This is a genomic window from Cysteiniphilum sp. (assembly GCF_057495195.1).
This window is the reverse complement of record NZ_JBXTEF010000062.1, coordinates 1-25,078: the sequence shown is the minus strand read 5'-3', so window position 1 is coordinate 25,078 and position 25,078 is coordinate 1. Positions and strand designations below refer to the sequence as shown.

The 25,078-nt window shown below is 39.6% G+C and carries 25 protein-coding genes and 1 pseudogene; 15 read left to right on the top strand and 11 right to left on the bottom strand.

Annotated features, from left to right (window positions below; translation table 11 throughout):
• Positions 1 to 110 precede the first annotated feature (110 nt).
• Positions 111 to 626, bottom strand: a complete 516-nt coding sequence (locus ACY10D_RS05365; protein WP_486999740.1) for a cytochrome b — start codon at positions 624 to 626, stop codon at positions 111 to 113.
• 310 nt (positions 627 to 936) lie between these two features.
• Here ACY10D_RS05365 and ACY10D_RS05360 point away from each other — a divergent pair, with 310 nt between their 5' ends.
• The 5 genes from ACY10D_RS05360 (at position 937) to ACY10D_RS05340 (ending at position 4,992) form a co-directional block, all read left to right on the top strand.
• Positions 937 to 1,737, top strand: coding sequence for a hypothetical protein (locus tag ACY10D_RS05360; protein WP_486999739.1), 801 nt, complete (start codon positions 937 to 939; stop codon positions 1,735 to 1,737).
• Between the two features lie 49 nt (positions 1,738 to 1,786).
• The gene (locus ACY10D_RS05355; protein ID WP_486999738.1) at positions 1,787 to 2,620 is read left to right on the top strand and encodes a sulfite exporter TauE/SafE family protein; all 834 of its coding nucleotides are present in this window, start codon (positions 1,787 to 1,789) and stop codon (positions 2,618 to 2,620) included.
• Positions 2,617 to 3,051 (top strand): DUF1634 domain-containing protein, encoded by a 435-nt coding sequence (locus tag ACY10D_RS05350; protein WP_486999737.1) that lies wholly within the window; start codon positions 2,617 to 2,619, stop codon positions 3,049 to 3,051. Before ACY10D_RS05355 ends, ACY10D_RS05350 begins: the two co-directional genes overlap by 4 nt.
• Positions 3,052 to 3,083: 32 nt before the next feature.
• A complete protein-coding gene (gene lpxC, locus ACY10D_RS05345) occupies positions 3,084 to 3,941 on the top strand; it encodes a UDP-3-O-acyl-N-acetylglucosamine deacetylase (RefSeq protein ID WP_486999736.1) in 858 nt (285 codons plus the stop codon).
• 154 nt (positions 3,942 to 4,095) lie between these two features.
• Entirely contained in the window at positions 4,096 to 4,992 is an 897-nt protein-coding gene (locus ACY10D_RS05340; protein WP_486999735.1) for a LysR family transcriptional regulator, read from the top strand.
• Here ACY10D_RS05340 and ACY10D_RS05335 read toward each other — a convergent pair.
• The 7 genes from ACY10D_RS05335 to ACY10D_RS05305 form a co-directional block, all read right to left on the bottom strand.
• The gene (locus tag ACY10D_RS05335) at positions 4,981 to 6,003 is read right to left on the bottom strand and encodes an L-rhamnose/proton symporter RhaT (RefSeq protein WP_486999734.1); all 1,023 of its coding nucleotides are present in this window, start codon (positions 6,001 to 6,003) and stop codon (positions 4,981 to 4,983) included. The genes ACY10D_RS05340 and ACY10D_RS05335 overlap by 12 nt on opposite strands.
• Complete coding sequence (locus tag ACY10D_RS05330) at positions 6,000 to 7,019, bottom strand: bifunctional UDP-4-keto-pentose/UDP-xylose synthase (RefSeq protein ID WP_486999733.1); 1,020 nt, start codon at positions 7,017 to 7,019, stop codon at positions 6,000 to 6,002. The genes ACY10D_RS05335 and ACY10D_RS05330 overlap by 4 nt, the downstream gene beginning before the upstream one ends.
• A gap of 13 nt (positions 7,020 to 7,032) precedes the next feature.
• Positions 7,033 to 8,013 (bottom strand): glycosyltransferase, encoded by a 981-nt coding sequence (locus ACY10D_RS05325; protein WP_486999732.1) that lies wholly within the window; start codon positions 8,011 to 8,013, stop codon positions 7,033 to 7,035.
• 9 nt (positions 8,014 to 8,022) lie between these two features.
• Positions 8,023 to 9,177 carry a DegT/DnrJ/EryC1/StrS family aminotransferase gene (locus tag ACY10D_RS05320; protein WP_486999731.1) on the bottom strand — a complete coding sequence of 385 codons (1,155 nt, stop codon included), beginning with the start codon at positions 9,175 to 9,177 and terminating at the stop codon, positions 8,023 to 8,025.
• A 32-nt stretch (positions 9,178 to 9,209) separates the two neighbouring features.
• Positions 9,210 to 9,581 (bottom strand): EamA family transporter, encoded by a 372-nt coding sequence (locus tag ACY10D_RS05315; protein WP_117003242.1) that lies wholly within the window; start codon positions 9,579 to 9,581, stop codon positions 9,210 to 9,212.
• Positions 9,582 to 9,716: 135 nt separating this feature from the next.
• On the bottom strand, positions 9,717 to 10,190 hold the full coding sequence (locus tag ACY10D_RS05310) for a GAF domain-containing protein (RefSeq protein ID WP_486999730.1): 474 nt from the start codon (positions 10,188 to 10,190) through the stop codon (positions 9,717 to 9,719).
• 26 nt (positions 10,191 to 10,216) lie between these two features.
• Positions 10,217 to 10,657 (bottom strand): CBS domain-containing protein, encoded by a 441-nt coding sequence (locus ACY10D_RS05305; protein WP_486999729.1) that lies wholly within the window; start codon positions 10,655 to 10,657, stop codon positions 10,217 to 10,219.
• 374 nt (positions 10,658 to 11,031) lie between these two features.
• On the opposite strand from ACY10D_RS05305, the gene ACY10D_RS05300 reads away from it, so the two are divergent.
• From ACY10D_RS05300 to cdd, 9 genes and pseudogenes are all read left to right on the top strand, one after another.
• Complete coding sequence (locus ACY10D_RS05300; protein ID WP_486999728.1) at positions 11,032 to 11,934, top strand: branched-chain amino acid transaminase; 903 nt, start codon at positions 11,032 to 11,034, stop codon at positions 11,932 to 11,934.
• A 52-nt stretch (positions 11,935 to 11,986) separates the two neighbouring features.
• The gene (locus tag ACY10D_RS05295) at positions 11,987 to 13,630 is read left to right on the top strand and encodes a LeuA family protein (protein WP_486999727.1); all 1,644 of its coding nucleotides are present in this window, start codon (positions 11,987 to 11,989) and stop codon (positions 13,628 to 13,630) included.
• Positions 13,623 to 15,041 (top strand): 3-isopropylmalate dehydratase large subunit, encoded by a 1,419-nt coding sequence (leuC, locus tag ACY10D_RS05290; RefSeq protein WP_486999726.1) that lies wholly within the window; start codon positions 13,623 to 13,625, stop codon positions 15,039 to 15,041. Before ACY10D_RS05295 ends, leuC begins: the two co-directional genes overlap by 8 nt.
• The gene (gene leuD, locus ACY10D_RS05285; protein WP_486999725.1) at positions 15,038 to 15,595 is read left to right on the top strand and encodes a 3-isopropylmalate dehydratase small subunit; all 558 of its coding nucleotides are present in this window, start codon (positions 15,038 to 15,040) and stop codon (positions 15,593 to 15,595) included. The genes leuC and leuD overlap by 4 nt, the downstream gene beginning before the upstream one ends.
• Complete coding sequence (locus tag ACY10D_RS05280) at positions 15,585 to 15,752, top strand: hypothetical protein (protein WP_486999724.1); 168 nt, start codon at positions 15,585 to 15,587, stop codon at positions 15,750 to 15,752. Before leuD ends, ACY10D_RS05280 begins: the two co-directional genes overlap by 11 nt.
• 10 nt (positions 15,753 to 15,762) lie before the next feature.
• On the top strand, positions 15,763 to 16,005 hold the full coding sequence (locus ACY10D_RS05275) for an AAA family ATPase (RefSeq protein WP_486999723.1): 243 nt from the start codon (positions 15,763 to 15,765) through the stop codon (positions 16,003 to 16,005).
• Positions 15,939 to 16,310 (top strand): annotated as a pseudogene (locus ACY10D_RS05270) (AAA family ATPase); the annotation flags it as partial. The gene ACY10D_RS05275 and the pseudogene ACY10D_RS05270, both read left to right, overlap by 67 nt.
• Before the next feature lie 320 nt (positions 16,311 to 16,630).
• Positions 16,631 to 17,728 carry a 3-isopropylmalate dehydrogenase gene (gene leuB / locus ACY10D_RS05265; RefSeq protein WP_486999722.1) on the top strand — a complete coding sequence of 366 codons (1,098 nt, stop codon included), beginning with the start codon at positions 16,631 to 16,633 and terminating at the stop codon, positions 17,726 to 17,728.
• Between the two features lie 11 nt (positions 17,729 to 17,739).
• Positions 17,740 to 18,135 carry a cytidine deaminase gene (cdd, locus tag ACY10D_RS05260; protein ID WP_486999721.1) on the top strand — a complete coding sequence of 132 codons (396 nt, stop codon included), beginning with the start codon at positions 17,740 to 17,742 and terminating at the stop codon, positions 18,133 to 18,135.
• On the opposite strand, the gene ACY10D_RS05255 is transcribed toward cdd, so the two are convergent.
• The 3 genes from ACY10D_RS05255 to ACY10D_RS05245 all read right to left on the bottom strand — a co-directional run bounded on the left by ACY10D_RS05255 (position 18,105) and on the right by ACY10D_RS05245 (position 24,529).
• Positions 18,105 to 19,385 carry a DEAD/DEAH box helicase gene (locus ACY10D_RS05255; RefSeq protein WP_486999720.1) on the bottom strand — a complete coding sequence of 427 codons (1,281 nt, stop codon included), beginning with the start codon at positions 19,383 to 19,385 and terminating at the stop codon, positions 18,105 to 18,107. The two genes, cdd and ACY10D_RS05255, sit on opposite strands and share 31 nt — an antisense overlap.
• Before the next feature lie 69 nt (positions 19,386 to 19,454).
• Entirely contained in the window at positions 19,455 to 22,745 is a 3,291-nt protein-coding gene (locus tag ACY10D_RS05250; protein WP_486999719.1) for a translocation/assembly module TamB domain-containing protein, read from the bottom strand.
• Positions 22,742 to 24,529, bottom strand: a complete 1,788-nt coding sequence (locus ACY10D_RS05245; protein WP_486999718.1) for an autotransporter assembly complex protein TamA — start codon at positions 24,527 to 24,529, stop codon at positions 22,742 to 22,744. Before ACY10D_RS05245 ends, ACY10D_RS05250 begins: the two co-directional genes overlap by 4 nt.
• A gap of 84 nt (positions 24,530 to 24,613) precedes the next feature.
• Between ACY10D_RS05245 and tadA the strand changes: the two genes are divergently transcribed.
• The coding region (tadA, locus tag ACY10D_RS05240; RefSeq protein WP_486999717.1) for a tRNA adenosine(34) deaminase TadA at positions 24,614 to 25,078 on the top strand (465 nt) is incomplete at its 3' end.

Below are 25,078 nucleotides of genomic sequence, written 5' to 3'. Positions count from 1 at the left end.
AAAATAGATGGTACTATTTTTCACCTCTTTCCTTGCGGGATAGGTCGTAGAGTATAGGCGACACGGGTGAGGAGTGATTCAACTTATTTATTCATCTATAATAGTTTGCCTTACATCATCTTCTTAACAATATCATCCTTAGCAATATACTTATGATAAAGTGCCGCTAAGATGTGTAGTATGACAAGCACGAGTAGAATATAGGCAAACCAAGGATGCCAGCTAAAAATTTCACTGCCAAGCTCTGGGTTTTGCGGCAACAAGATAGGCACATTAAACCAATAGAAAAATTGCCATTGACTTTGAAACAGTTGTGAGGCGATAAGTCCCGTCATTGACATGCAAAATACACAAAGATAAAGACCGAAGTGGACAATCTTGGCAAGAAAAATATGTAAGGATGACATCGCTTTAGGGTAAGGGATTTTCTTTGATAATAAGCGGGTAATGATCAGTAGAATCACCACAACAGCTAAAGACAAACCGATTGATTTGTGTATTGTCATAAAAAATGCACCATTGAGCTTGGCAAATAAATCATCAAAGAAAAAACCAATTAAGAGTTGCAAGATGACACCAAGCGCAATGAGTAAGTGAAGCAGTCGAATAAGAAAATTGTACTTCATTGTTTCTGATCCTTATCAAGTGAGTTTTCCAAATTATATGGCTCTATACCCATCATAAACCGCTTTACAGAATTTCTTGCTTTGTATTCTGCGCGCTTTTACCAAGTTTGATTTTGATAATAGTTCTAGCTATTACCTGCAATCCAACTTGCCAAAATCTTCACAGGCTACTTTACAAATAAACACCGCAAAATGATTTACGATGGGTATAGTATAAACAAAAAAACATAAATCACCATCAACTGCTAGGCGATGCTCGAAATAGTTTCTATACTTAGTGCTATCATTGGTAAAGAAGGACTAAGCTGCAATGAAGAAATTATTTGGTTCATTAAATAAAAAAGCAGACAAAACACAAGATCAAGCATCTGATGTAGAGCTAGAAAATGACGAATTTGATTCTGAGGTATCAAGCCAACAAAAAGGTAAAACGCCGCTAACAAAACAGCAAAAGCTGATGGTGCTAGGTGGTGTGGGTGTGGCATGTGTGCTAGTATTTCAATTGTTTATTATTACTAATCAAAAAGAAATCCAAGCGCATCAAAAGGTACTGCAGTCTCATATTGAGGATCAGGCAGGTGCCATTAGAAATACGCTATCAAATATCATTCACGCGGAAGCTGAGCAGGTGAGAAAGTCTGCAGATGCCAAAATTGCTGAATTAAAACAGATGATTTTAAACAGTAATACTGAGGCAGTAACGCAGTTACAGCAAATGCAAATGAAGTTAGATGAAGTGCAAAAACAGACCAAAAGCTTAGATAAAGTCAGTGATGATTTGGCGAAGCAGTTTTCAGCCAAACTTGCGCAAATAGCAGCAAGTAGCACATCAAATGATAAGGGTCAAGCTATGCAATCAATCATAACTATGCCAACAACGACGGATAAAGTAGCGACAAACTATAAGATTTACTCTGCTAATAGTTATGGTCTTGTGCTGCAATCTACCAATGGGACATTTACGATTGCTAATATTGGTAAGATGTTGCCAGGCTTGGGCGAGATTACGTCAATAACTGCCAATGAAGTGATTGCAGGGGATTATAAGATTATTAGTGACCCCAAAGGATTTAAGCTTGATGAGTCTGCTGCAATTTCAGCATACCAATAGTTATAACGCTAGCATGTGACGCAGTTATTTGCCATAGAGAGAAATAAAGATGGATCTTATTGTATTTGAGCTGATTATTATAGCTGCATCGATGTTTGCAGGTATCCTTGGTGCCCTAGCAGGTCTTGGTGGTGGGGTGATTATCACGCCTTTTTTAGTTCTTGGATTTGGCATTGATATCCGTTATGCAATGGGGGCGGCATTAACCTCGGTGATTGCTACGTCATCGGGTGCTGCGATTTCATACCTTAGAGATGGGATAAGCAATATTCGTATTAGTATGTTTTTATCAGTGGCAACAACGATTGGCGCAATCTGTGGTGCAAGCCTTGCGGTGGTGATGAATAAAGACATATTATCACTTATCTTTGGGGTTATGCTGCTTTTAAATATTATGATTTCATTACTGAATAAGCCAAAAAACACAGTGATTGAATCAAGTAAACTGGCGCAAAAATTACAACTCCCAGATACCTATCAAATAAAAGACAAAATAGAGTCTTATGCTGTTGTTGGTGTTGTCCCTGGCTTTGTTGTTATGTGGATTGCAGGTGTGCTATCAGGGCTTTTGGGTATCGGTTCAGGTGCTTTTAAAGTATTGGGCATGGATCAAATCATGAAGATCCCCTTTAAAGTGACTACTGCAACCAGTAATTTCATGATCGGTATTACCGCTGCGGCAAGTGTTGGTATTTATCTTAAAGCAGGCTATATCGAGCCATTATTTGCGGCGCCCGTGGCATTGGGTGTTTTTGTTGGTGCATTCTTAGGTGCTAAATTATTGCCGATCATTCCGGTAAAAACCTTGAAAACAGTCTTTTTAGTGCTAATTGCTATTATCGGCGTGCAAATGATTTTAAATGGCTTAGGAGTTCACTTATGAGCGACAATAGCGCTAGAGCAGAAAAAATAAAAAATCTGAAAAGCCAAAAAGACCAAAAAAATCAAAAAAAACCTGACTCAGCAACTATTGTTATGGTAATGATGGTGTCAATTATTGTCTCCATTTCAGTAGTGTTTGTTGCTGAAGTGCTTTATCTGATGGATTATAATGAAATCGTGCACTTGTCGCATGTTTTTAGCGGTGAGCCTAAACGCTTGGAAGATGTTAATCTGATTGTTTCAACAGCATTTCATGGCAGTATTAAATCATTATTGCAACTCGGGGTGTTGTTTATTTTAATCAACCCGATCGTACGTGTGGCAATTACGGCCTATAACTTTAAACGCCAGAATAATAAGTGTTATGTTGTTATTAGCTTAATGGTATTAGTGGTGTTATTGATTAGCTTTTTTAGCCCAGATGTTATATAGTCTCTGTCATTGCCAAACGCATGGAGAAAAATGTGCAGCAACAGACGATCAATCATCATATTGAAATTCAAGGTATTGGCTTACATTCAGGTGTTAATGTCAATATGCGTTTATTGCCGGCAGCGGTTGATCAAGGGATTGTTTTTCGGCGCACGGATTTATCCCAAATGCATGATATTAAGATTACACCCTTTAATATTACTGAAGCAGTGATGTGCACGTTGCTGGTTTCGCCAAATGATAAAACAATAACGGTATCTACGATTGAACATTTAATGTCAGCACTTTGTATGTTTCAGGTTGACAATGTCATTGTCGAAATCGATGCGCCAGAATTGCCAGTCATGGATGGCAGTAGTATTGCCTTTGTTGAAGCATTACAAAAAACAGGGGTAAAAGCGCAAGATAAAAAGCGTCAAGTAATTAAGGTGTTAAAGACAATACGCGTCACTGATGAAGATAAGTTTGCAGAAATTTCCCCGAGTGATGAGACGCGTTATCGATTTGAAATCAAATGGGATCATCCAGTGATTGCCGCTACCCCCTTAGTTGTTGAGTTTTCAGGTAATCAACAGGAATATATAGCGCATGTTGCTAAGGCACGCACGTTTGGTTTTGTTGAGCAATTGGAATACTTGCATGCAAATAATCTTGCAAAAGGTGCTTCACTTGACAATGCTGTTGGTGTTACTAATGAGGGTGTCGCAAACTCTGAAGGGTTAAGATATCCCGATGAATTTGTAAAACATAAACTGCTAGATGCCATTGGTGATTTTTATGTCGGTGGCGCAATATTAGGATATTTCAATTGTTATAAATCTGGACATACGCTCAATAACAAACTCTTAAGAGCCTTATTTGAAGATAAGAGTGCATGGAAGCTGCTTTAAATTTTTTCTAAGCATGCGAGATAGTGTGAGACTAGATAGTTAGCATCATAGTAATGTGGTTGCGTTAGCATGATGAATGCCTGATAATTGGCAGCAGTTCATAAGCGCTATCTCATGTTAGCTAAAACTGTTAAAATAAATCATGGTAAACGTAATGGATATAAGCTCGGTCACATTGAATAATCTCTATGTTTTTAAAGCGGTTATTGAAGTCGGTTCAGTGTCGGAAGCAGCTAAGCTTTTAAATAAGAATCAATCAACGGTAAGTGCTGCATTGAGACTGATTAGAAAGGCATTTGGTGAGGATGTGATGCAGATTCAGGATGGACGCTGTGTGGCAACTGCCAAGGGCTTGCAACTGTGCAGTTATATCGGCCATATTGTCGGGCTGGCAAAACACAGTAGTGCAGAGGCGGAGAAAAAGTGCTATAAAGTGCTGACCAGTGATTTTTTCGCGCTGTTATATATGCCTGATTTTATTGAAGCCTGCAGGGTTCATGATATTGAAATCGAAATGGAAGTATTGAAGCTTAAAGACTTAAACAAAGCACAATGTGATGTGAGTCAATTTGATTTATTTATTGGCATGGAAGACCGTGTGTTGAGTATTCCAACACAGCCATTGATGGAAACACAGTCGGTTGTGATCACAAGTCAACAAAGTAATTTCGATAAAATGACCTTGGTTGATTATCTTCAAGCAAAACATATCACCATGCACGATAAAGAGACACCTTATATTCGTCAAACTATCGGACATCATCCGCGCAGTAAGGTGGTGTTGTCTAACAGTATTTTGACGTCGATGAGTTTATTAAGCAGTATGCCCAATACGGTGATGTCTACCGAGTACCACCTATATCAGTACTACCGTGATATTTTTAAGTTAAAACGTGTCAATTTTGATTTTGCCTTTGAGAAAAAACTGGTTTTCTATAGTTGGCGCAAAACTGTGCATAGTGAAGAGCTGGCAAGATTTTTCATGCAGTGGTGGGAAAATAAGGTGGTGTTGGGTGACACGGCAATAAATAATGAAAGCTTAACGAAATAAGCTTGCCCCAACTAAAGTGACTACAGCGATAATCAATAATATAATTGCGCTAATAATTTTGATACCTGCAGCACGTGATGCATTACGCCATTCACCGTGCTTAAGTCCCCAGAAATTAGACATTAAAATAATAAATGTCATAAACAATGGCCAAGCAATAATCGGACCTAAAGCACCTAGAATTTGTGAGGCTTTGGCATAACAAACCGTTGATTCAAAAAACATTACTGCCATGGCAATAATCAATAGTTGATCTTTTAAGGTCATTTTTCGTCTGTAAACGGCTTGAATTTGACCTTGAATCTTAGCGTTTAACATCGCAAAGTAGATGACATAAGGTATAAAACCCCCAACAAATACAAAAAACCACGGCAATATCGCAAGAATAAAGGGGTTATTGACTTCATTTGTCAGTGTGGCATATGCACTTAATGCATAGGCATAGCTAGCCCCTTGAAGTGCAGAGCTTATTCCTGCAAAAATTGTAATCAAAATGGCAAATAATGCCACCTTAGTTGCTTTGTTGGTTATATTAGTTAAGGCTTCTTTCTCACGTTGTTGTGCAGCAAGCCCTGCCAATAATACGCCAACTAATAAGAAAACAACCGCTATGATTACTAAACTGACAAACCCCGTGCTTAACTGCTGTTGTGGGAAGAATATCAGTGGGATAAGTGTGCCACCTGCCGTACCGATACCAATATTGATAACAAAAGCAACACCAATACCAATATGTTTAAGGGCAACACTTAAACAAACCATGCCGATACCCCAGATTAAACCGGCAATCAGTGGAATAACAATTGCCATGCTAGGTACCTGCAGTAGCAAGCTGAAAAACGCCGGATCAACTATCAAAAAGGTCAAAAGGGGGATAATAATAAATCCCCAGAAAGCAAAGTTAAGCCACATCTTGACTGGGTTGATTTGCATATGTTTTGTTGGAGCGGCAAAGCTGCCGTTTAAAATGCCCGCTAAAATCGAGAAAAATAAGGCGCTAATAATCGTCATTGTAGTAGATGATAATCAAATGTTTTTCTTAATGCGTCTTGCATGGATACTTTGGGTGCCCAATGAAGATGTGTTTTAGCATTCTCAATGGATGGCACACGGCGATCGACATCTTGATAGCCTTCACCGTAATAGTCTCCTGCAGTTGTCGCAATGATTTTGGTGCTCTCAGCACGAACTTTGTATTCAGGATAACGTTTCATCGCATCAACGGTTAACTCTGCTAATTCTTTAATTGAGTATTCATTATCTGGATTGCCAATATTAAAAATACGGCGATGTGCTTCGTTATCACGTTTTTTAACGATCTCAATCAAAGCATCGATGCCATCATCAATATAGGTAAAGCAACGACGTTGTGTGCCACCATCAACCAGCTGTAAATCTTTACCATCGATAATATTTGAGACAAATTGCGCTAATACGCGGGCACTACCTTTTTTAGACGATTTGATTTCATCTTGCTTGGGACCAATCCAGTTGAATGGTCTAAATAACGTGTAATTAAGCCCTTCTTGCATGCCATAAGCGTGAATGACACGATCAAGTAGCTGCTTAGAGCAAGAGTATATCCAGCGCGGCTTATTGATAGGTCCTGTCACTAAAGCGCTGGTTTCTTCATTAAATGGAATGTCTTTGCTCATGCCATAGACTTCTGATGTCGATGGGAAAATAAGGTGTTTTTTGTGCTTAACACATAGCTTCACAATATCAACATTTGATTCATAGTCGAGCTTATAAACAAATAATGGATCAGAGACATAAAGCGCGGGGTTGGCAACAGCAACCAGTGGGAAAATAACGTCACATTTTTGGATATGTTCTTCAACCCATTCCATATTCTCAAGTACATTATCTTTAACAAAATGTAAGCGTGGATGATCCAAGAATTCCGTGATTTTATGATCGGAAAGATCCATGCCATAGATTTCCCAATCGGTATCCTTCAAGATCTTTTCCACCATACTGCTGCCAATAAAGCCATTGACGCCTAAAACTAATAATTTAACGGACATGTTGTTACCTTTTTTATTCACTTTCTTTTCTATTCTCAGTGGGTGACTTATCTTTTGAATCAGTCGTTGTTATATAGTCTTTAATGATAAATCGTGGTCGTTTACGTACTTCTTCATAAATCCGCCCGATATATTCACCAACGATACCAAGCCCCATTAACAGCATACCAATGAGAAAATACATGATTGCAAAAAGCGTAAATACGCCATCAGCATCAGGACCAAAGGCAAGACGCTTTACAATCAGATAAATAAATAACAAGATACTCAAAAATGACACGACCAAGCCAGTCATCGTAAAGAACTCAAGCGGTGCCTTTGAGAAGTTGGCAAAGAAGTCAAAATTATAACGAATTAACTTATACAAGTTATAGCTTGAAGTGCCTTCTTCACGCGCGGCATGACGCACGCCAACGTCAGTTGGATTTGATGAGAAGCTATGTGCTAGTGCAGGCAAAAAGGTTGAGTTCTCACCGGTAGCAACAACGCGATCAATCACGTCACGCGTGTAGGCTCTAAGCATACAACCCTCATCAACCATATCAATGCCGGTTAACTTTAAACGCAATGAATTATGTAATTTGGAGAAAAATAAACGCCATTTTTTATCTTGGCGATCCATGCGATAACCACCAACGACATCGTGACCTTGCTCGATTTTCTCTAGCAATAGTGGAATATCTTCTGGATAGTTCTGTAGATCAGCGTCCATGGTTACGATCACTTCGCCATCAACATGCTCAAAGCCTGCCATAATCGCCATATGTTGTCCAAAGTTGCGATTAAAGTTAATTACCTTAACTTCATTTGGACGCTTGTCATGCATCTGGCGCAATAGCTCAATTGATTTATCTTTACTGCCATCATTGGTAAAGATAACCTCATAGGGTTTGTTAATGGCGTCAAGTGCCGGGAAAAGGCGTGAAAAAAGTGTAGGCAATACTTCTTCTTCATTGTATATCGGAATTACCACACTTAAATAAGGCTTAGTCATATTAGCTCCTTAAGCTCTTAATATTTTGTTAAGTGCGTCAAGCGCATCATCTTGTTCAGCAAAGGTCATATCTGGGAAAAGAGGCAAGCTAATCACATTAGTACCAATCTCCTCAGCATTGGGGAAATCGCCTTTTTTAAAGCCATATTTGTTAGCGTAATAAGGGTATAAATGTGCGGCTTCATAATGCACACTGCAACCAATATTATGTTGTTTTAGTTGAGTCATGAGCTCATCACGCGTGATTTTAGCAACCTGTGTATTTAAGGTTGGCGCAAACAAATGCCATGCATGCTTGTGCTCAAACTGTGGTGCTTTTGGCAGGATGAGTGCGTCAAAATTTGCAAGCTTTTCATAATAGCGCTTTGCTAATTTCGTACGCTTTTCAATGAAACCATCTAAAGCAGGTAGCTGGTGTATGCCAAGTGCTGCTTGCAAATCCATCATATTATATTTAAACCCGGGGTAAACGATCTGGTAGTGTGCACTACCTTCTTTACCAAAGCGATTCCACGCTTCACGATCCATACCATGAAAACGTGTCAAAGAAATATGCTTGGCAATCGCATCATCACGTGTCACAACGCAACCGCCTTCGCCAGTGGTCATGTTTTTATTCGGATGAAAGCTAAAGACTTGCATATCACCAAAGGTGCCTAGTTTTTTACCTTTATACTCAGCACCAATCGAATGCGCTGCATCTTCAATCACGGCGAGATTGTACTTCTTAGCTAACGCGTAAATAGGATCCAAATCCACAGGTAAGCCAGCAAAATGCACGGGCATAATCACTTTAGTGTTAGGTGTGATTGCCGCTTCAATTTTCGTGACATCGATATTGTAGGTATCACGTTCAACATCGACAAGCTTAACTTTGGCACCAACGATTTCGATGACATTTAAAGTGGCTGCAAAGGTCATCGGTGTCGTGATCACTTCATCATCTGGTTTTAAATCAAGTGCCAACAAGGCTAAATGTAATCCGGCAGTTGCAGAATTTAAACATAAGGCATGTGGTGCATCATGGTATTCTTGAAGCATACTTTCAAATTTTTTAAGCTTTGGACCCGTTGTTAACCAACCAGAGCGCAAGCTATCAACGACGTCGGCAATCGCCTCTTCTGAAATGCTTGGTTTGGCAAAAGGTAAAAATGTATCTCTCATTTATTTGTCTCTATTTACTGATTAATGTTGATTTATGGTTTTGCAACCAAATAAACGCCTAAAATAATCACAAAAATTCCGGCAACACGTGTTGCTGTCAGGGTTTCACCTAATAAAAAATAACCGGCAATTGCAGTGACAATGTATCCAATAGATACCATTGGATAGGCTAAACCAACTGGCACGCGTGACAACACCATAAGCCACACGACAACACTGATGACGTAACACATAAGCCCTAAAATCACAAAATAATTCGTCGCAACCTTCCAGCCAATTGGCCAAATATTGGCGAGTGTGAAACTAAACTCTCCAATGCGATCCATGCCAAACTTCAAAAACAGTTGTGCTGAGGCGTTTAAAAGTACACCAAACAACAATAGACTCCATACAACAACGGTCATTTTTTATTACCCTCTTATGACTTAAATAAAAGTTTAAGTCCAAACCACATTCAATAGTCTAGCATTGTAATGGCTTTAAGAGTTAAAGACAAACACATCGCATTAAGAAACACAGAAACTAATCATGAGTATTATTTATATCTCAATGTTTGATAGCATTTTCTGCAAATAGTGTTGGTCAGTTTTATCAAAAGCACCTTTGTCATCTGAGTCTATGTCTAATACGGCAAACAGTTCATTATTAATAATCCAGGGCACGACAATTTCTGATATGGTACTGCTCGAGCACGCAATATGGTAAGGCAGTAAATTAACATCATCTACAATTTGTGTTTGCCTTGTTCTGGCTGCTTTACCACAAACGCCACGATCAAAAGTAATGTTTAAACAACCATGCCCACCTTGGTAAGGTCCTACTTTAAGTACATCATTGCCAGTATTCCGATAAAACCCAACCCAGTCAAAATAACAAAACGCTTGTTTTAACTCACAACAGATCGTTGCCATAATAGCAATTAGATCGGTTTCTCCTTCAATCATTAATGCAATACTATTTAGTGCTTCTTTATAAGCTTTTTGTTTTGACTCTGGTGAATATATTCGTGACATTTATTGATACCTGTTATTTAGCTTGATTACTGTTGAATATAATTAACCAGACTCTCCACCTCATCATGCTTTTGATGATAGCGAGAACTTGCCCATTTGGTTAGATCACCGATAGATAATAACCCCAAAAAAGTATTATTGTCATCATAGACTGGCAAGTGGCGAATACGTTTTTCAGTCATAAGTTGCAGGGCTTCTTGCGCAGTTTGATTGTGATTCATTGAAATGATCTGCTCGCTCATAATATCTGCAACAACATGTTTCTTTAAGTCATGATTGCGTGCAGAGACTTTAAATAAAAAATCACGTTCAGTGATAATGCCATGAAATTCATTGTTATCGATAACAAGTAGTGAGCCGACTTTATGTTCAGCCATTTTTTGAGCTGCTTCAAATAAACTGCTATTGGCGCTAATGCTAAAAACGCGTTTTTCTTTATTTACGATTTCTTTGAGTTTGCTATGCATGAGGTTGCTCCTTATGGTTTAGTCAGAACATCGTGTTCTTTCATGTTCTAGAGTATAGCCTAACCTTTGCAAGATAATTGTAAAGAGCAAATTATTGCAAGGGATGGAAAAAATAAATTTTTATTGTTGCGATTCGCAGGTGATGATGATAGCTTGTGTTTATTGTCATTGAAAAAGCTCAAGGAGGCTTGTGATGTTAAAATTAGTCAAAAAACACATGCTGCTTCCACTTTCTTTTTCCCTTGAACTATCTCTACGACTGCCTCGCTGGTAGGCAGCTATTTAATTCCCCTTTTGTATTTTACAGTTATATTTTATTATCACATTTAAGCAAACTAAGTAAATCACGTATCATTTTTTGGAGGATAACGTAAGTGAATGAGCAGGGTTATATTTGGCAAAATGGTCAATTTATCGAGAAAGAAAAAGCGGTTGTGAGTGTAATGACCCATGCATTACATTATGGTTCAGCGGTGTTTGAAGGAATCCGCGCGTATAAAACACCCAAGGGCACTGCGATTCTAAAGCTAAAGGAGCATATGCAGCGTTTTGATTATTCAATGCGTGCCTTGGGTATGAATCCGCCCTTTGGTGTTGAGCAAATGTGTCAAGCAGTCATTGACACCGTTAAAAAGAGCGGGCTTGAGTCTTGCTATATTCGACCGCTGGCTTTTTATGGTGATAATCAAAGTGTTGGTGTATTGCCAAAGTCTGATCATCCGATTGAGGTCATTATCTGGTGCTTACCAATGGGGCGTTATTTGGCTGCTGAAAGTGTCGATGTGATGGTCAGTAAATATATTCGTATCCATCCGCAATCAACGATATGTGACGCTAAAATATCAGGTCATTATGTCAATAGTATGCTTGCCAGTATGCAGATTCGTGGCACGCATTATCATGAGTCTTTGCTATTGGATGCGGATGGCAATGTTGCTGAAGGGGCGGCGCAAAATATCTTTTATGTTAAGAATAATGAGATTTTTACAACACCTTTGGGTACAATCTTAGATGGTATTACACGACGGATGATTATTCAAATTGCCAAGGAGCAGGGTTATACGGTGCATGAGCAATATTTCAAGGTTGAAGATATTATCAACGCCGATGAAGCATTTTTCAGTGGCACGGCTGCCGAGATTACACCGATTCGTAGTATTGATGACAAGAAAATTGCCGGTCATGGTGAAATTGGGCGTGTTACTAAACATATCAAGGAGTGTTTTAGCGAAATCACTCAAGGCGTTAAAGCGCTTGACGCCTTAACCTACGTCTAGGGGCATATAGCTACGCCCATAAAAGAATTATTTTGAGGAAGGAGAGTTAACGATGAGTACACAAACCAAACAACATAATAAGCAACGTGTTTATATTTTTGATACCACATTGCGTGATGGTCAGCAATCACCAGGGGCGGGCATGAATTTTGAAGATAATATTGCTTATGCTGATTATGCGCATGCACTGAATATCGATGTCTTAGAAGCAGGTTTTCCTTCGGCAAGCCAATTGGATTTCCAAATTGTGCATACAATTTCTGAGCGTATGGCTAATCGGAAATCTAATATGGTCATTGCTGGACTTTGCCAGCTCAGAGAGGCGCAAGTTTTAAAGACGATGGAAGCGTTAAAGCCGTCACTTGCTATTGGTAAAGCGCGCATCCACGTTTATTTGCCGGTTGATCCTAACTTAGCGCAAGCAAGTTTAGGAGATAAAAATGATGAGCAAAAACACATCGATGACGTCTATCGTTTGATTAAGATTGCAACCGATCAAGGTTATGAGGTCGAGTTTAGTGCTGAAGGTTATTCGCGTTTAGCAGATGGTTTTGGCTATGTTACCGAAGTGTTTAAATCCGCAGTAAAAGCCGGCGTGTCAGTGATTAACTGTCCTGATACAATCGGGGGGGCGTGTGAGCGTGAAGGTGATGAGTATTTTGTGAAAAACATGACAAAACACGCGTGCATTATTAAAGAAGCTTTCCCTGATAAAGATATTATTTGGTCGGCACATTGCCATAATGATTTTGGTTTAGCATTGGAGAACTCAATGAATGCGGTTTTTGATGGTCCGGCACGTCAAGTTGAAGCATGCATTAATGGTGTAGGTGAACGCGCGGGTAATGCGGCATTAGAGCAGTGTGTGATGTTTATCGATGCTTTTGGCAAACAACAAGGTGTGCATTATTACACCAATATCAATATCAATGGCTTGAAAGAAGTCTCGGATTTTATTGCCCAAAAAATGCTACCTAAGCAGCCGCATTCACCGATTGTTGGCTTAAATGCAACACGACATACCTCAGGTGGGCATACCAATGCAATCTTGAATAACCCATTGGCTTATCAGCCATTTGATCCAAAATCCATCGGTAGTGAGATTTCCTTTGTGTTTGGACCATTATCTGGCGGTAATCATGCTAAGAAAATTATCGAAGACTTTGGTTATGTCTGTGAGGAGCGTGAAAAAGCGAAAGTCGCTCAACAGATCAAAGATATTTATCACGAGCGTCGCAAGGGGGTAACTGATCTTGAGTTATTGAGTGCCTATAAGAAAATCCGTGCACCGATTAAAGCAAGTAAAATTGCTTATGGTAAATCAGAGGATAGCAGCTCGGTAACGATAACAGGGCAGTTCTTCGATCAAGAGGATCTAAAAGTTGAGTTAGCAGGTGAAAATTCGGCACTTGCCGCATTGCTCAGTGCGACGGATAAATACATTCCAGGCATTGAGGTTAAAGATTATTATGCAAAGTCTTTAACAGAAGCGGGTGTGCGCTCAAGCTCAGAGGCGACGATTATTGTTAGCGCACCAAATCATAATGCCTATAAAGGCATTGCCAAAGATCATGATATCGAGATATCAGCGCTAAAAGCATTTATCGAAGCGGTGAATCAAATGTATGTAGATGCTAATTATCGTAGGCACAATACATCGACACAAACAAATCAACAAGAGGTGTCTCATGGCTAAAAATATTATTGATAAAATATGGGATCAGCATGTCGTGGAGTCCAAAAAAGGCTTTCCAGATATCTTTTATATCGATCGAATGTTGATGCATGAGGTTACTTCAGCGCAAGCATTTGATAAGTTGCGTGAATTAAATATCCCTGTGCGTAACCCACAATCCATTGTAGCGACTTTAGATCACAGTATCTCTACTTCACCGATTGATCGCACGCAGATGAATGACCCCATTGCCAAGGCGCAAGTAGAAACGTTGCGTAAAAATGCCAAAGAATTTGGTGTTGAGCTATATGATTTTGACAGTCAATATCAAGGCATTGTTCATGTGATTGGGCCTGAGCTTGGCTTTACTTGGCCGGGAAGTACGATTGTCTGTGGTGATTCACACACTTCAACGCATGGTGCCTTTGGCGCATTAGCGTTTGGTGTTGGTACTTCCGAAGTCGGACATGTCATGGCGACAAATTGTATTTTGCAATATCGTCCTAAAACGATGAAAGTGCACTTCAAAGGTAAGCCGTCAAGTTATGCAACAGCAAAAGATATTGTGATGAAATTAATAGCTGAAATTGGCATAGGTGGTGCTACTGGATTTGTGATTGAGTATAGCGGTGATGCAATAAAAGCATTATCGATGGAAGCACGAATGACTTTATGTAATATGTCAATCGAGTGTGGTGCCAGAGCCGGATTAATTGCGCCAGATGAGATAACTTTTGATTATCTTAAAGGGCGCAAATACGCACCTGATGCTGAACATTGGGAAAATACAGTGAATAAATGGCGCACCTTAACAAGTGATGACAACGCCAGCTATGATAAGGTTGTGGAAATTGATATTGAGGGCTTGCAGCCAATGGTTACGTGGGGGATCAATCCACAACATGCCGTGGCAATTAATGAATCCATTCCATGCTTAGACAGCATTCCAAAGCATCAGCAAAAATTAGCTAAAGAAGCCTATCGCTATACCGGATTTAGTGAAAATGAAGCGGTTTTGGGGAAAGCGATCCAATGGGCGTTTGTTGGTAGTTGCACCAATGGACGCATTGAAGATATGCGTGCAGCCGCTACTGTATTAAGAGGACATAAAATTGCGCAAGGGGTAACGATGTATATCGTGCCAGGCTCTGAGAAAGTCCGTGCGCAAGCGATTTCTGAAGGGTTGGATAAGATATTTATCGAGGCAGGTGCTGATTTTAGAATGCCAGGATGTTCCATGTGTCTGGCGATGAATGATGATAAAGTGCCAGCAGGACAACGCTGTATCAGTACCTCAAATCGCAATTTCATCGGTCGTCAAGGGACGGGTAGCATTACTCATTTGGCCTCACCGCAAACGGTAGCCGCAAGTGCGATTAAAGGGGTGATTTGTAGTGTGGCGCAGTTAGAACAAGAAGGAGTATTGGCATGAAAGCATTTCAAACGCTAACAAGTAAAGCAATTCCGATGTGGTTAAGTGATGTTGATACCGATATGATTATTCCGGCACAATACTTAACACAAACGACGATAGCCGGTTATGGCGAGCATCTTTTTACCCGTCTAAAATCAGCAGATCCAGAGTTTGTATTTAATCAAACACGATTTAAAGGTGCTCGAATCCTTATTAGTGGTAACAACTTTGGCTGTGGGTCATCGAGAGAACATGCCGTTTGGGCATTACAACAAGCAGGTGTTGATGTGATTTTAGCACCTTCTTTTTCTGATATCTTTTTCAATAACTCAGCTAAAAACGGATTGTTATTGATTGCCTTAGATGGCGAGCTATTAGAGAAATGGTGTGAAAAAGCACAAAGTGAAGATCTTGATATAACCGTTGATTTAGCGACACAAACCATTACCGTAGATGGGGTATCTTATCATTTTGATTATGATCCTTTTCGCAAAGAATGTTTACTTCAAGGTCAAGATGATATGGGTTATTTATTGTCTAAAGATCAGGAGATTAGTCGGTTTGAAAAGTAACTGGCTATCATCAGATATTTGGAGTGATACTGTGAGTAATGAATTAGATAGACATTCAACTGTTGCAAAAAATGCAACAGTTGAAATGGAGGACGACTGCAAGATAAAGCAGGATATTGAGTACTATAACTTGGGTGTTATTATTTCAGTAGGCTAGAGAGAACATTATGATCAAAAATGAAAAAGCGTTTATTCTCACTGGGGCACCTGGAAGTGGTAAAAGCTCTTTACTTAAGCTGTTATCGAAGGAAGGAGTGGCTTGTGTTGATGAGCCTGCCAGAGCGATTATTGCTCAACAAAGGAAGGTTAATGGTCAGGGGCTTTCGATAAAAATCCTTTTTTATTTAAAGAGCTTATGCTATCTCGTGCACTTCAACAATATGAGGCGGCTTTACATAGTGATGCGTTAACCATTTTTGATCGGGGTATTCCAGATCTAATCGCTTATTCACAGTGCTTTGACTTAGCTTCGGGTGCTGAAATGAGAGCGGCTGAATTATATCGCTATAATCAAAAAGTATTTTTTGCGCCATCATGGGCTGAAATTTTTAAAAATGATGATGAGCGTAAGCTGACATTTGATCAGACATGTGATTTTGGTGAAAACCTTAGAGTAGCATATCAACAATTGGGCTATAAGCTTGTTGAGTTGCCATACGACACTCTGATTAAAAGAGTTGAATTTATTCTAGACATTCTAAATAGGGGTGGATGAATTTATGATTGAACTAAACAAAAAATTACAAACTCTTGAAGAATCGTTGTGGCTTGAAAAAACAAGGTTTGATTTCGCTTATATGGACAGTGTTTTAGATGTGACTTTCTTTTTATTCCGGATAAGTTATCCATTATGGGGGTTAACTCCGTAATAGTGAGATTTTTATGTATGAAAGAAAAATAAATTTACCTTTACCTCGGGAGCAAATTTGCTAGGTGGTAGAGCTTTACCAAGTGGAATTTTAATTCTGCCTTGGCAAATATTCTTACAGCGGTTATGGAATGGTGAATTATAGATAAGTAGAAGGTGCTTAAAAAATGAAGAAAACAATCGCAATTTTAGCAGGGGATGGTATCGGTCCTGAAGTAATGGCATGTGCCATTGATGTGTTAGATGCAGTTGCTAATAAATACAACCACGAATTCACGTATAAAGAAGCTCTAATTGGTGGTGCTGCCTTTGATGTTTATGCTGAGCATTGCCCTGAACAAACCATTGAAATTTGCAAATCTGCAAATGCCATTTTATTTGGTTCAGTGGGCGGTCCAGTTGATGCGCAAAATGATCCTAAATGGCAAGGTTGTGAAGCCAAAAGCATTTTAGCCTTACGCAAAACGTTTGATTTTGGGGTGAATATTCGTCCAATTAAAATGTTTCCGGCATTAAAAGATAATAGCCCTATCAAGAATGAACGCATTGTCAATGGTGCTGATATTGAGATCTTTCGTGAGTTGTCAGGAGATATTTATTTTGGTGAGCATAAGCGCTTTGTCAATAAAGAGGGTATCCGTTGTGCTACGGATGTGGCCGAGTATGATGAGCAGACGATTCGACATATTGTCAGAGCTGCCTTTAAGCGCGCTAGTGAAAGACGCAAGATCTTGACCTCTATTGATAAAGCCAATGTATTAGATACCTCAAGACTTTGGCGTGATATCGCTAATGAAGAAGCGAAAAACTTCCCAGATGTTACCTTAAAGCACATGTATGTTGATAATGCAGCAATGCAGCTAGTGTTGAACCCTGCGCAATTTGATGTGATTGTAACGGGTAATTTATTTGGTGATATCTTATCGGATCTAGCATCGGTGTTGCCTGGTTCTTTAGGGCTTGTACCATCGATTAGCTTGAATAAAGAAGGCTTTGGCTTATATGAGCCGGCAGGAGGTTCAGCCTTTGATATTATAGGTAAAGATATTGCTAATCCGATTGCGCAGATTCTATCAGCAGCACTTATGTTATCTTATTCATTTGGCATGCATGAGGAGGCGATAGCGATTGATCAGGCAATTGATCAAGTCTTAGCACAAGGTTTTAGAACCGCGGATATTGCGGGTGGTGCTACAAGTATAGGCAGTAAAGAGATTACGCAGAAGATTGTCACAGCACTGACAGAATCAGCGTTAACCTATTAAGCGAGTTGTGAATGCGTGAAATAAACGAAGTATTTAGAAAGCTGCAAGTATTAAAAAAGCGTGCTTATGCGCCGTATTCAAATTTTAGTGTTGCTGCAGTGGTTGAGCTTAAAAACGGTGATGCTTACGAGGGTGTCAACGTTGAAAACGCAAGCTTTCCCGTGGGTTCATGTGCTGAAATGGTGGCAATTAATGCGGCGGTTGCCAGTGGTGCGCGTAAAGGCGATTTTAAAGCGATCTATGTTACAGCGGATGCCAAAAAGCCGGTGACACCATGCGGTGCTTGTCGACAAGTCATGGCGGAGTTTTTTGATAATGATGTTGCTATTCACCTATTTAATAACGATGGCAAGGAGTATGAGCAATATTCAATTGATCACCTGCTACCGGAGCGATTTTGTCTTTGACGATTACCCTTAGGATGACGCTTGGCATTTTGTCCATCGCGATGTTCAATCTTTGGCTTTTTAGGTGTTACTTTCTTGATGGTTTTATAATTATGCGGATTAGATTGCGGTAGGCTGTGTACCGGATCAAAGTCATCAATAATAACGCGCTCGAGCGCTCTTTTTAAGAGTCTCTCAATATCGGCTAACTGTGGGAAATCATCGGCACTGACCAAAGAAATCGCCTCTCCTGTAGCGCCCGCGCGTCCTGTGCGTCCAATGCGATGGACGTAATCTTCCGGCACATTCGGTAAATCAAAGTTGATCACGCAAGGCAATTGACTGATATCCAAGCCACGAGCAGCGATATCTGTTGCCACTAATACTTGTACTTCATTGTTTTTAAAATCACTTAATGCTTTGGTGCGTGCGCCTTGGCTTTTATTGCCATGAATCGCAGCACTCTTGATATTCGCTTTTTCGAGTTTACCAACAAGATGATTGGCACCATGTTTAGTGCGTGAAAAAACCAAGACTTGTGCCCAATTATGGGTTTTAATGAGTTTGATGAGTAAGTTAGTTTTTTGTTTTTTATCAACCGGAGCGATCCAATGTTTGACTTTGGGTGCTGCTTGATTCGGTGGGCTTACTGAGATTTCTAAAGGGTTATGGACAATAGATTTAGCAAGCTCTTTGATCTCAGGGCTAAAGGTTGCTGAGAACATCAAGTTTTGGCGCTTTTTGGGTATAAGTGTTAGAATTTTGCGAATGGCATGTATAAAACCCATATCGAGCATGCGATCGGCTTCATCAAGGACTAAAAATTTCAAGCGATCAAAACGTATGGCATTTTGCTCATATAAATCAAGTAACCGCCCAGGCGTTGCCACCAGAATATCAGCACCCTTACGTAAGCGCATCATTTGTGGATTGATTTTAACTCCGCCAAAGACCACACAAGAGCGCAAGTGTAAGTTCGTGCTATACGCTTGAATATTTGCATCTATTTGGGCGGCAAGCTCGCGTGTTGGCGTTAAGATAAGGGCATGCGTTTGATTGGCTGTTGATTGTGGTCCTTGTGCTAACATTTCTAAAATAGGCAAGGTGAAGGCTGCAGTTTTACCCGTGCCGGTTTGTGCTGCAGCAAGCACATCACGCCCGCTTAAGACCGCTGGGATGGCCTTTTGTTGGATGGGAGACGGTGATTTATAACCTTGTTCTGTCAGCGCATTTAAAATGGCAGTGCTTAAACCTAATGAGGAGAATGACATCGATATTTACAAACATTGAATAATTTGTGCTAAGCATAGACATATTGACAGAGAATGGATAGTTATTTTTTAGTTTTCAGAATGTGTTTGATAAAGAATGTCCCCACCTCGGTCAAAGCTTGTTATCTCACCTTTGAGCTTCCATTGCGGGGTAAGTGAGAAGGTAGCAATCCCTTGCTGCTCACCGGTAAATACCCCAACACCGTAGCTTAGATAAAGTCTTGAAGTTACTTGTTTGCCAATGAAAACTGCCGTATTGTTTTGCCCTGTTGTTGTGTTGTTTGTGGTATTGGTTGGGTTGTTGCTTAAGTTGCCAAGTGAAAACTCAGCAAGAGAGAGTTTATCTTTGAGCTCATCGATGACCCCGCTACCCCCTTCGTTAATCGCAATTAAAAGTGCTGCTTGCGATAACGCATCAGATGATGTTTGGCTGCTATTGGCATTATTGAGTACTTGACCAAATAAGATATAAGAAAGAATATCTGTTTGAGACATGCTCGGATCTGAGAACAGTTGTATTTTTGGATTATTTGCCATGCCAGTGATTTCAATGCCGATGGTGTCAGGTGCGTTTGATTGCGTCAGCTTGACAGAGGTTGGGATATTGTAAAATGTGGTAATTACCAGCATCGGATTACCAACTGGCGAGTTATTAAATTGAATAGTTGATTTAGGGTCTACACTAAAGGTCTTACCATAAGCGCTAAATACGCCATTAACTGGTTGCAGCGTACCAACGCCAAGCATTGGTTGGTTCGGTTGGCTAATGATATTTAACTTGCCTTGAATATTAGTATCAATTCCAAGCCCTGAGATATGGGCATTTTTACCCATATCGATATTGAGATCCATGCTAAACGGCGTGCTTTTTTGTGTTTGTATTGCTTGATTACTATTGTTGACATAGACAACATCGTTTTGAATGGTGTTTTGTAGACTACTGCTTTTCATATCAGCAAGATTAACAATCAATTTATCGATAAAGATATTGCCACTTAAGCTACTGCTGCCATTGTTTTGGCTAAAGTTTAAAGTAGGGCTTACAGTGACTTCCATATCAGGCGTGTTAAGCACTAACAGTTTTTTGCCATTGATATTAATATTGGTATTTGGTGAGGCACCGTGCAGATCGACAAATCCATTAACGGTTAATGGTGACTGCTGCATATTGGCAGTGAGATTAATCTTAGCATTCAGTGGATTGCGTATCAGGATATTGGCGTTGATATCATCTAAGGTGGTATTTAATGGCAGTAACTCAATTTGTGCATCTTTAAGTGCAATATCACCATCAACGTGCGGGTCAAACAACGTGCCAGTGACTTGCAAGCGGCTATTTAAATCACCTTTATTAATTAACGTTGGGAATTGTGGGATAAAATTACTGATCCAATCAAGGCGTGTTGATGACAGCTCAAGCGCGCCAGTTAATTTTGCTTTGCTCAAATTATATAAATCAAAATTATCACTATTAAGCTTAAGTGCCAGTGTATTTTGCGGAAAGGAAATATTGCTGTTTAATATGAGCTTTTGGTCTTGAAGTGATAGATCTGTATTGAGGTTGGTAGTGTAGGATAACTGATGAATCGGCACAATCTGTTGCAGTTGCTTAAACCATGAGGTGTTGCTCGCAAAGAACAAGCCATGTCCAGAGATGCTAAAATTGGCTTTGGGATCACTGTTAGGCGCTTGTAAATAGTTCCCCTTGAAACTTAAGGCAAAGCTGTCACCGCCATAAGGCAGATTAGGGATAAACTGCGCAGGGGTTATCTCACCAACTGTTTGAACCGCAATGGCATTAGGAGCTAATGAGGCGTTGATGCAAAAATGATTATCATTGGATGCCAAAAGACACAGATCACTTATGCTACTTTTATTGGGACTAAACGCTAAATCAACGGCTTTCGTCAGATGCCAGTTTTGTTTAAAGGTTTTACTGGTAAAGTTTAAAGTATTGAGCCTCGCCGTAATTTGTGACAGTGATAAACTTTGTAATTGCATCTTAATCAGTGTTGAGATTTTATTAGAATCGGCATTGAGTGTTAATGCGCGATTATCAACAGCTAACACAAGCTTAGAGAGATCAAATTGCTTATAGAGAAAATCATGGACATCAAGCGTCATTCTGAGTGCTTTGGTTGCCTTATCATTGATATCAATTTTACCTTGTGAGTAGATATTGCCACTGACATTGAAAGGGTAAGCATTAAGATTATTCACAAAAACTTCCCATTGTGCTTGAATATCTTGCTTGGATTGCGTGAGTTTGACTTGTACACGATCATCATTGCGAGGGTTAAATAGCTTGAATTGATTTAGGTGAAAAGCGCCATCGCTGCTAGATAGGTTTATATGACAACGTAACTCAGTATCGTTGCTAAAAATATCACAAAAACTGGTTTTAAGTCGAAGATCATGACCAGTAGTATTAAGCTTACCACCGATATTGAATTTAAGTGGTACCGCTGGATTTAAAGAGGTGAGATTAACGGACCAGTCCAATTGGTCATTAAATAGCAGTGTATTATTAATCGTGGCAAGATGATCAAGTTTAAGCTGATTAACGATTTCCCCTTGATCGAAGCTTGAAATAAGTGAGTAAGGATAGGGGCTTGTTTTGTAGTGAATAATACCATCGCTCATGATACTAAATTTATCTGCAAAATTACCAATGATTTGGGTTTGTGTGCTTCTAATATTGGCACTATTTTGTTTAGCAGATAGATTGACTTTTAAATGCGTTTTAAAAGGCGCGTTTAATATAATATAACCGCTATTTACCGTTGCGCTGGCTGAATAAGCGGGGACATTGGCGGAAACTTTGTTAAGCGCTAGTTTGTCATCAACTAAATTAATACCGTCTGCACTGACGTTTGTCGCATGAACGATTAATTGCTTATTCATTAAATATTGCACATCGTTAACTTGAATATTTTTAGCATAGAGCGCAAGTGGCATACTAAAAGGGCTATCATCTTTATGTGCTTGATCATTATGATCGCTATCTGTTGAATGTGTGTTGACATCAACATAAACCTTGTCCAAGGCTAGACTTTTAACATCAAGCGTTTGGCGACTGATCAAAGACCATAATGATAATGACAATTCAACTTGGCTTAAGCGAATATCCACGGTGTCGTTTTTAATGTCAAGCTCATCAAGTTTGAGTTGGTTAATTTGACCTGAAATATTGCCTTTAACACTAATGCCAAGGGGCTGTAAAAAATGATTGGCCATTTTTTGTGTGATCTTTAATCCCGGTGTGGTAAATAATAAAAATCCAAGCGTCAGTGCAATGATCAATATTAGGCTTACGAGCGTGATTAAGCACCATTTAACTGTTTTACGTAACTTTGTCATAGGCTTATCCCGATGCTTAAATCAAAGCGCCAATGCTCATTACTGTGATTCAATGTGCGTGTGAAAAATATCATAAAGGGTCCAAGTGGTGTTTTATAGCTAAGACCGATACCTGCCGCACGCAGAATATCAACATCACTAAAGTTAGGCTTATTGGCAGCATTACCCAAATTGTAGTAAAGCATTGAGCTGAAGTTGCCATAAATGCGTTGCTCAATGCCTGCAAGACCTGTGGCAAGATAGCGACCACCCGTGACATTGCCATTGACTGTCGGCCCTTGGCTTAAGAAGGGATAACCCAAAAGGTTACTGACACCACCTGCGTAAAAACGAAAATTTGGGGCAATATTTTGAATGTTATCAACCGTAATAAATCCCCAGTTTGCGCCAAATAGCAAACGGTTCCATTCGGGGTTAATAGGGAGTGAGTAATAAATGCTCATGCTGTTGCGAATAAAATCCTGATCTGAAAGTGGAGACTTGATGGAAGCTTGCAATAGTTCATTCCACACCAAGCCCTGACGCCAAAAGCCATTTTGCCAACTGCCGTCGTAGAGAAGGGTTAAAGCCGGAACAAGGTATTTACCATTGGTATTATTGGGGTTAGCGACGGTGTCATAATTGGTAAGATATTGCTGTAAACTCACGGTAGTTTGCCAATTGCCATATTTGTGGGTGCGAGCAATACCAAAATTGGTTTGGCGTTCATTGTAAGTATCGGTTTCGATATAGCTTTGCTCAGCGATAAGACTCCAGTTATCATGTAGTGGATCTTTTCCTGGAAAAACATAGCTTGTGCTAAAGGTGCTATTAGCAGGAGACGCTGAGACGTTAAAGGAAAACTGCTGTCCGGTATCGGTAACATGACGAAAAAGCGTGCCAAAACTTACCCTAGGACCTGTGAATGTGCCATAACCCACGCCAAAAGTATAAGTGCGCGCATGACCTGCTGTTAAGTTTAAATCCACTGGAACGGTCTTGTTAACTTTATCGCGCTTAGAGATTTTAGGGACAAGCTGAGCATTGCTAAAATAGCCGCTATCTTGTAAACGTTTATTGGCTTTGGTAATTTTTTTCTGCGACATGGCATCACCGATGCTGACCTTGATAATATCATTGATAAAACGCTCAGCATAATCATAACGCTGTTGCTTGATATTAATGGCACCGATCTTATAACGCTCACCAGTATTAACGGTTAAAATCACCTCAGCAGTGTATTTAAGCATGTTAATGCGAACTTCATGTTCTGTGAGTTCACTATCGAGGTAACCTGCGTTAAAAAAGCTGTCAGTCAGTAATGCTTTGGATTTCTCATAGGCAGTTTGCGTTAAAATATCGCCTTGCTTTAGTGGCAAGGCATTTAGCGTCTTAGTAGCGATTTTAGAATGTTGACCTGAGCCATTGATATTAACGGTTAATGCATCAATATGTAATGGTTCATTGAGTTTGACATTGAATGTGGCGATCCAAAGGTTATCTTTGACACTAAAGTCTGTGGTAATGACTGGCTTATAGTAACCATAGGGCTCGAGTAACGTTTTGATTTCATCATCACTTTTTTTAAGTAGTAGTTGCATTTGATTAGGGTGAGAAACAGCAAATTTTTTAAAGCGTGATAAGCTGATATTATCAAGAATGCTTGATGTGATTTTGTTATCACTAATACCATTTATGACAATATCGAGAGTTGGGGTTTTTGCATCACTTTTATTGTCATCAGCAGCGTACAAGAAGCTAAGGCTAAATATAAAAAATATACAAAGAATAGTCTTCCTTAACATCTTAATATTGCTCTATAGGATCATGTTGTTGATAAAGTGTAGTATAGTATAGGCTAACTTGAGGTGTAGATAAATAAGCTAAGTATGTCATTAGTAACTAAAGAACAGTGGATGGCGTATGCGCTATTAGAGGCAAAAAAAGCGCAAGAGCATAATGAAGTCCCTGTTGGTGCGATTATTGTCAAAGATAATCAAATCATTGGGAGAGGCTTTAATCAGATGATTATGAATAACGACTCAACAGCGCATGCTGAGATGGTTGCATTGGGTGATGCGGGTCAAATGATGCAGAACTATCGCTTACCTGAATGTGATCTCTATGTTACTTTAGAGCCATGTATGATGTGTTTAGGAGCGATGGTGCACGCACGTATCAGAACACTTTATTTTGCGACTAAAGAACCGAAAGCAGGTGTTGTCTGTTCAAAAGCACAGTTACATACGCAGCCATTTTTAAATCATTATTTGAATGTGGAAGGTGGGATCTTGGCTGATGAGGCTAGCGATATGCTTAAAGCGTTTTTTAGTGAGCGGCGGTTGCAGAAAAAG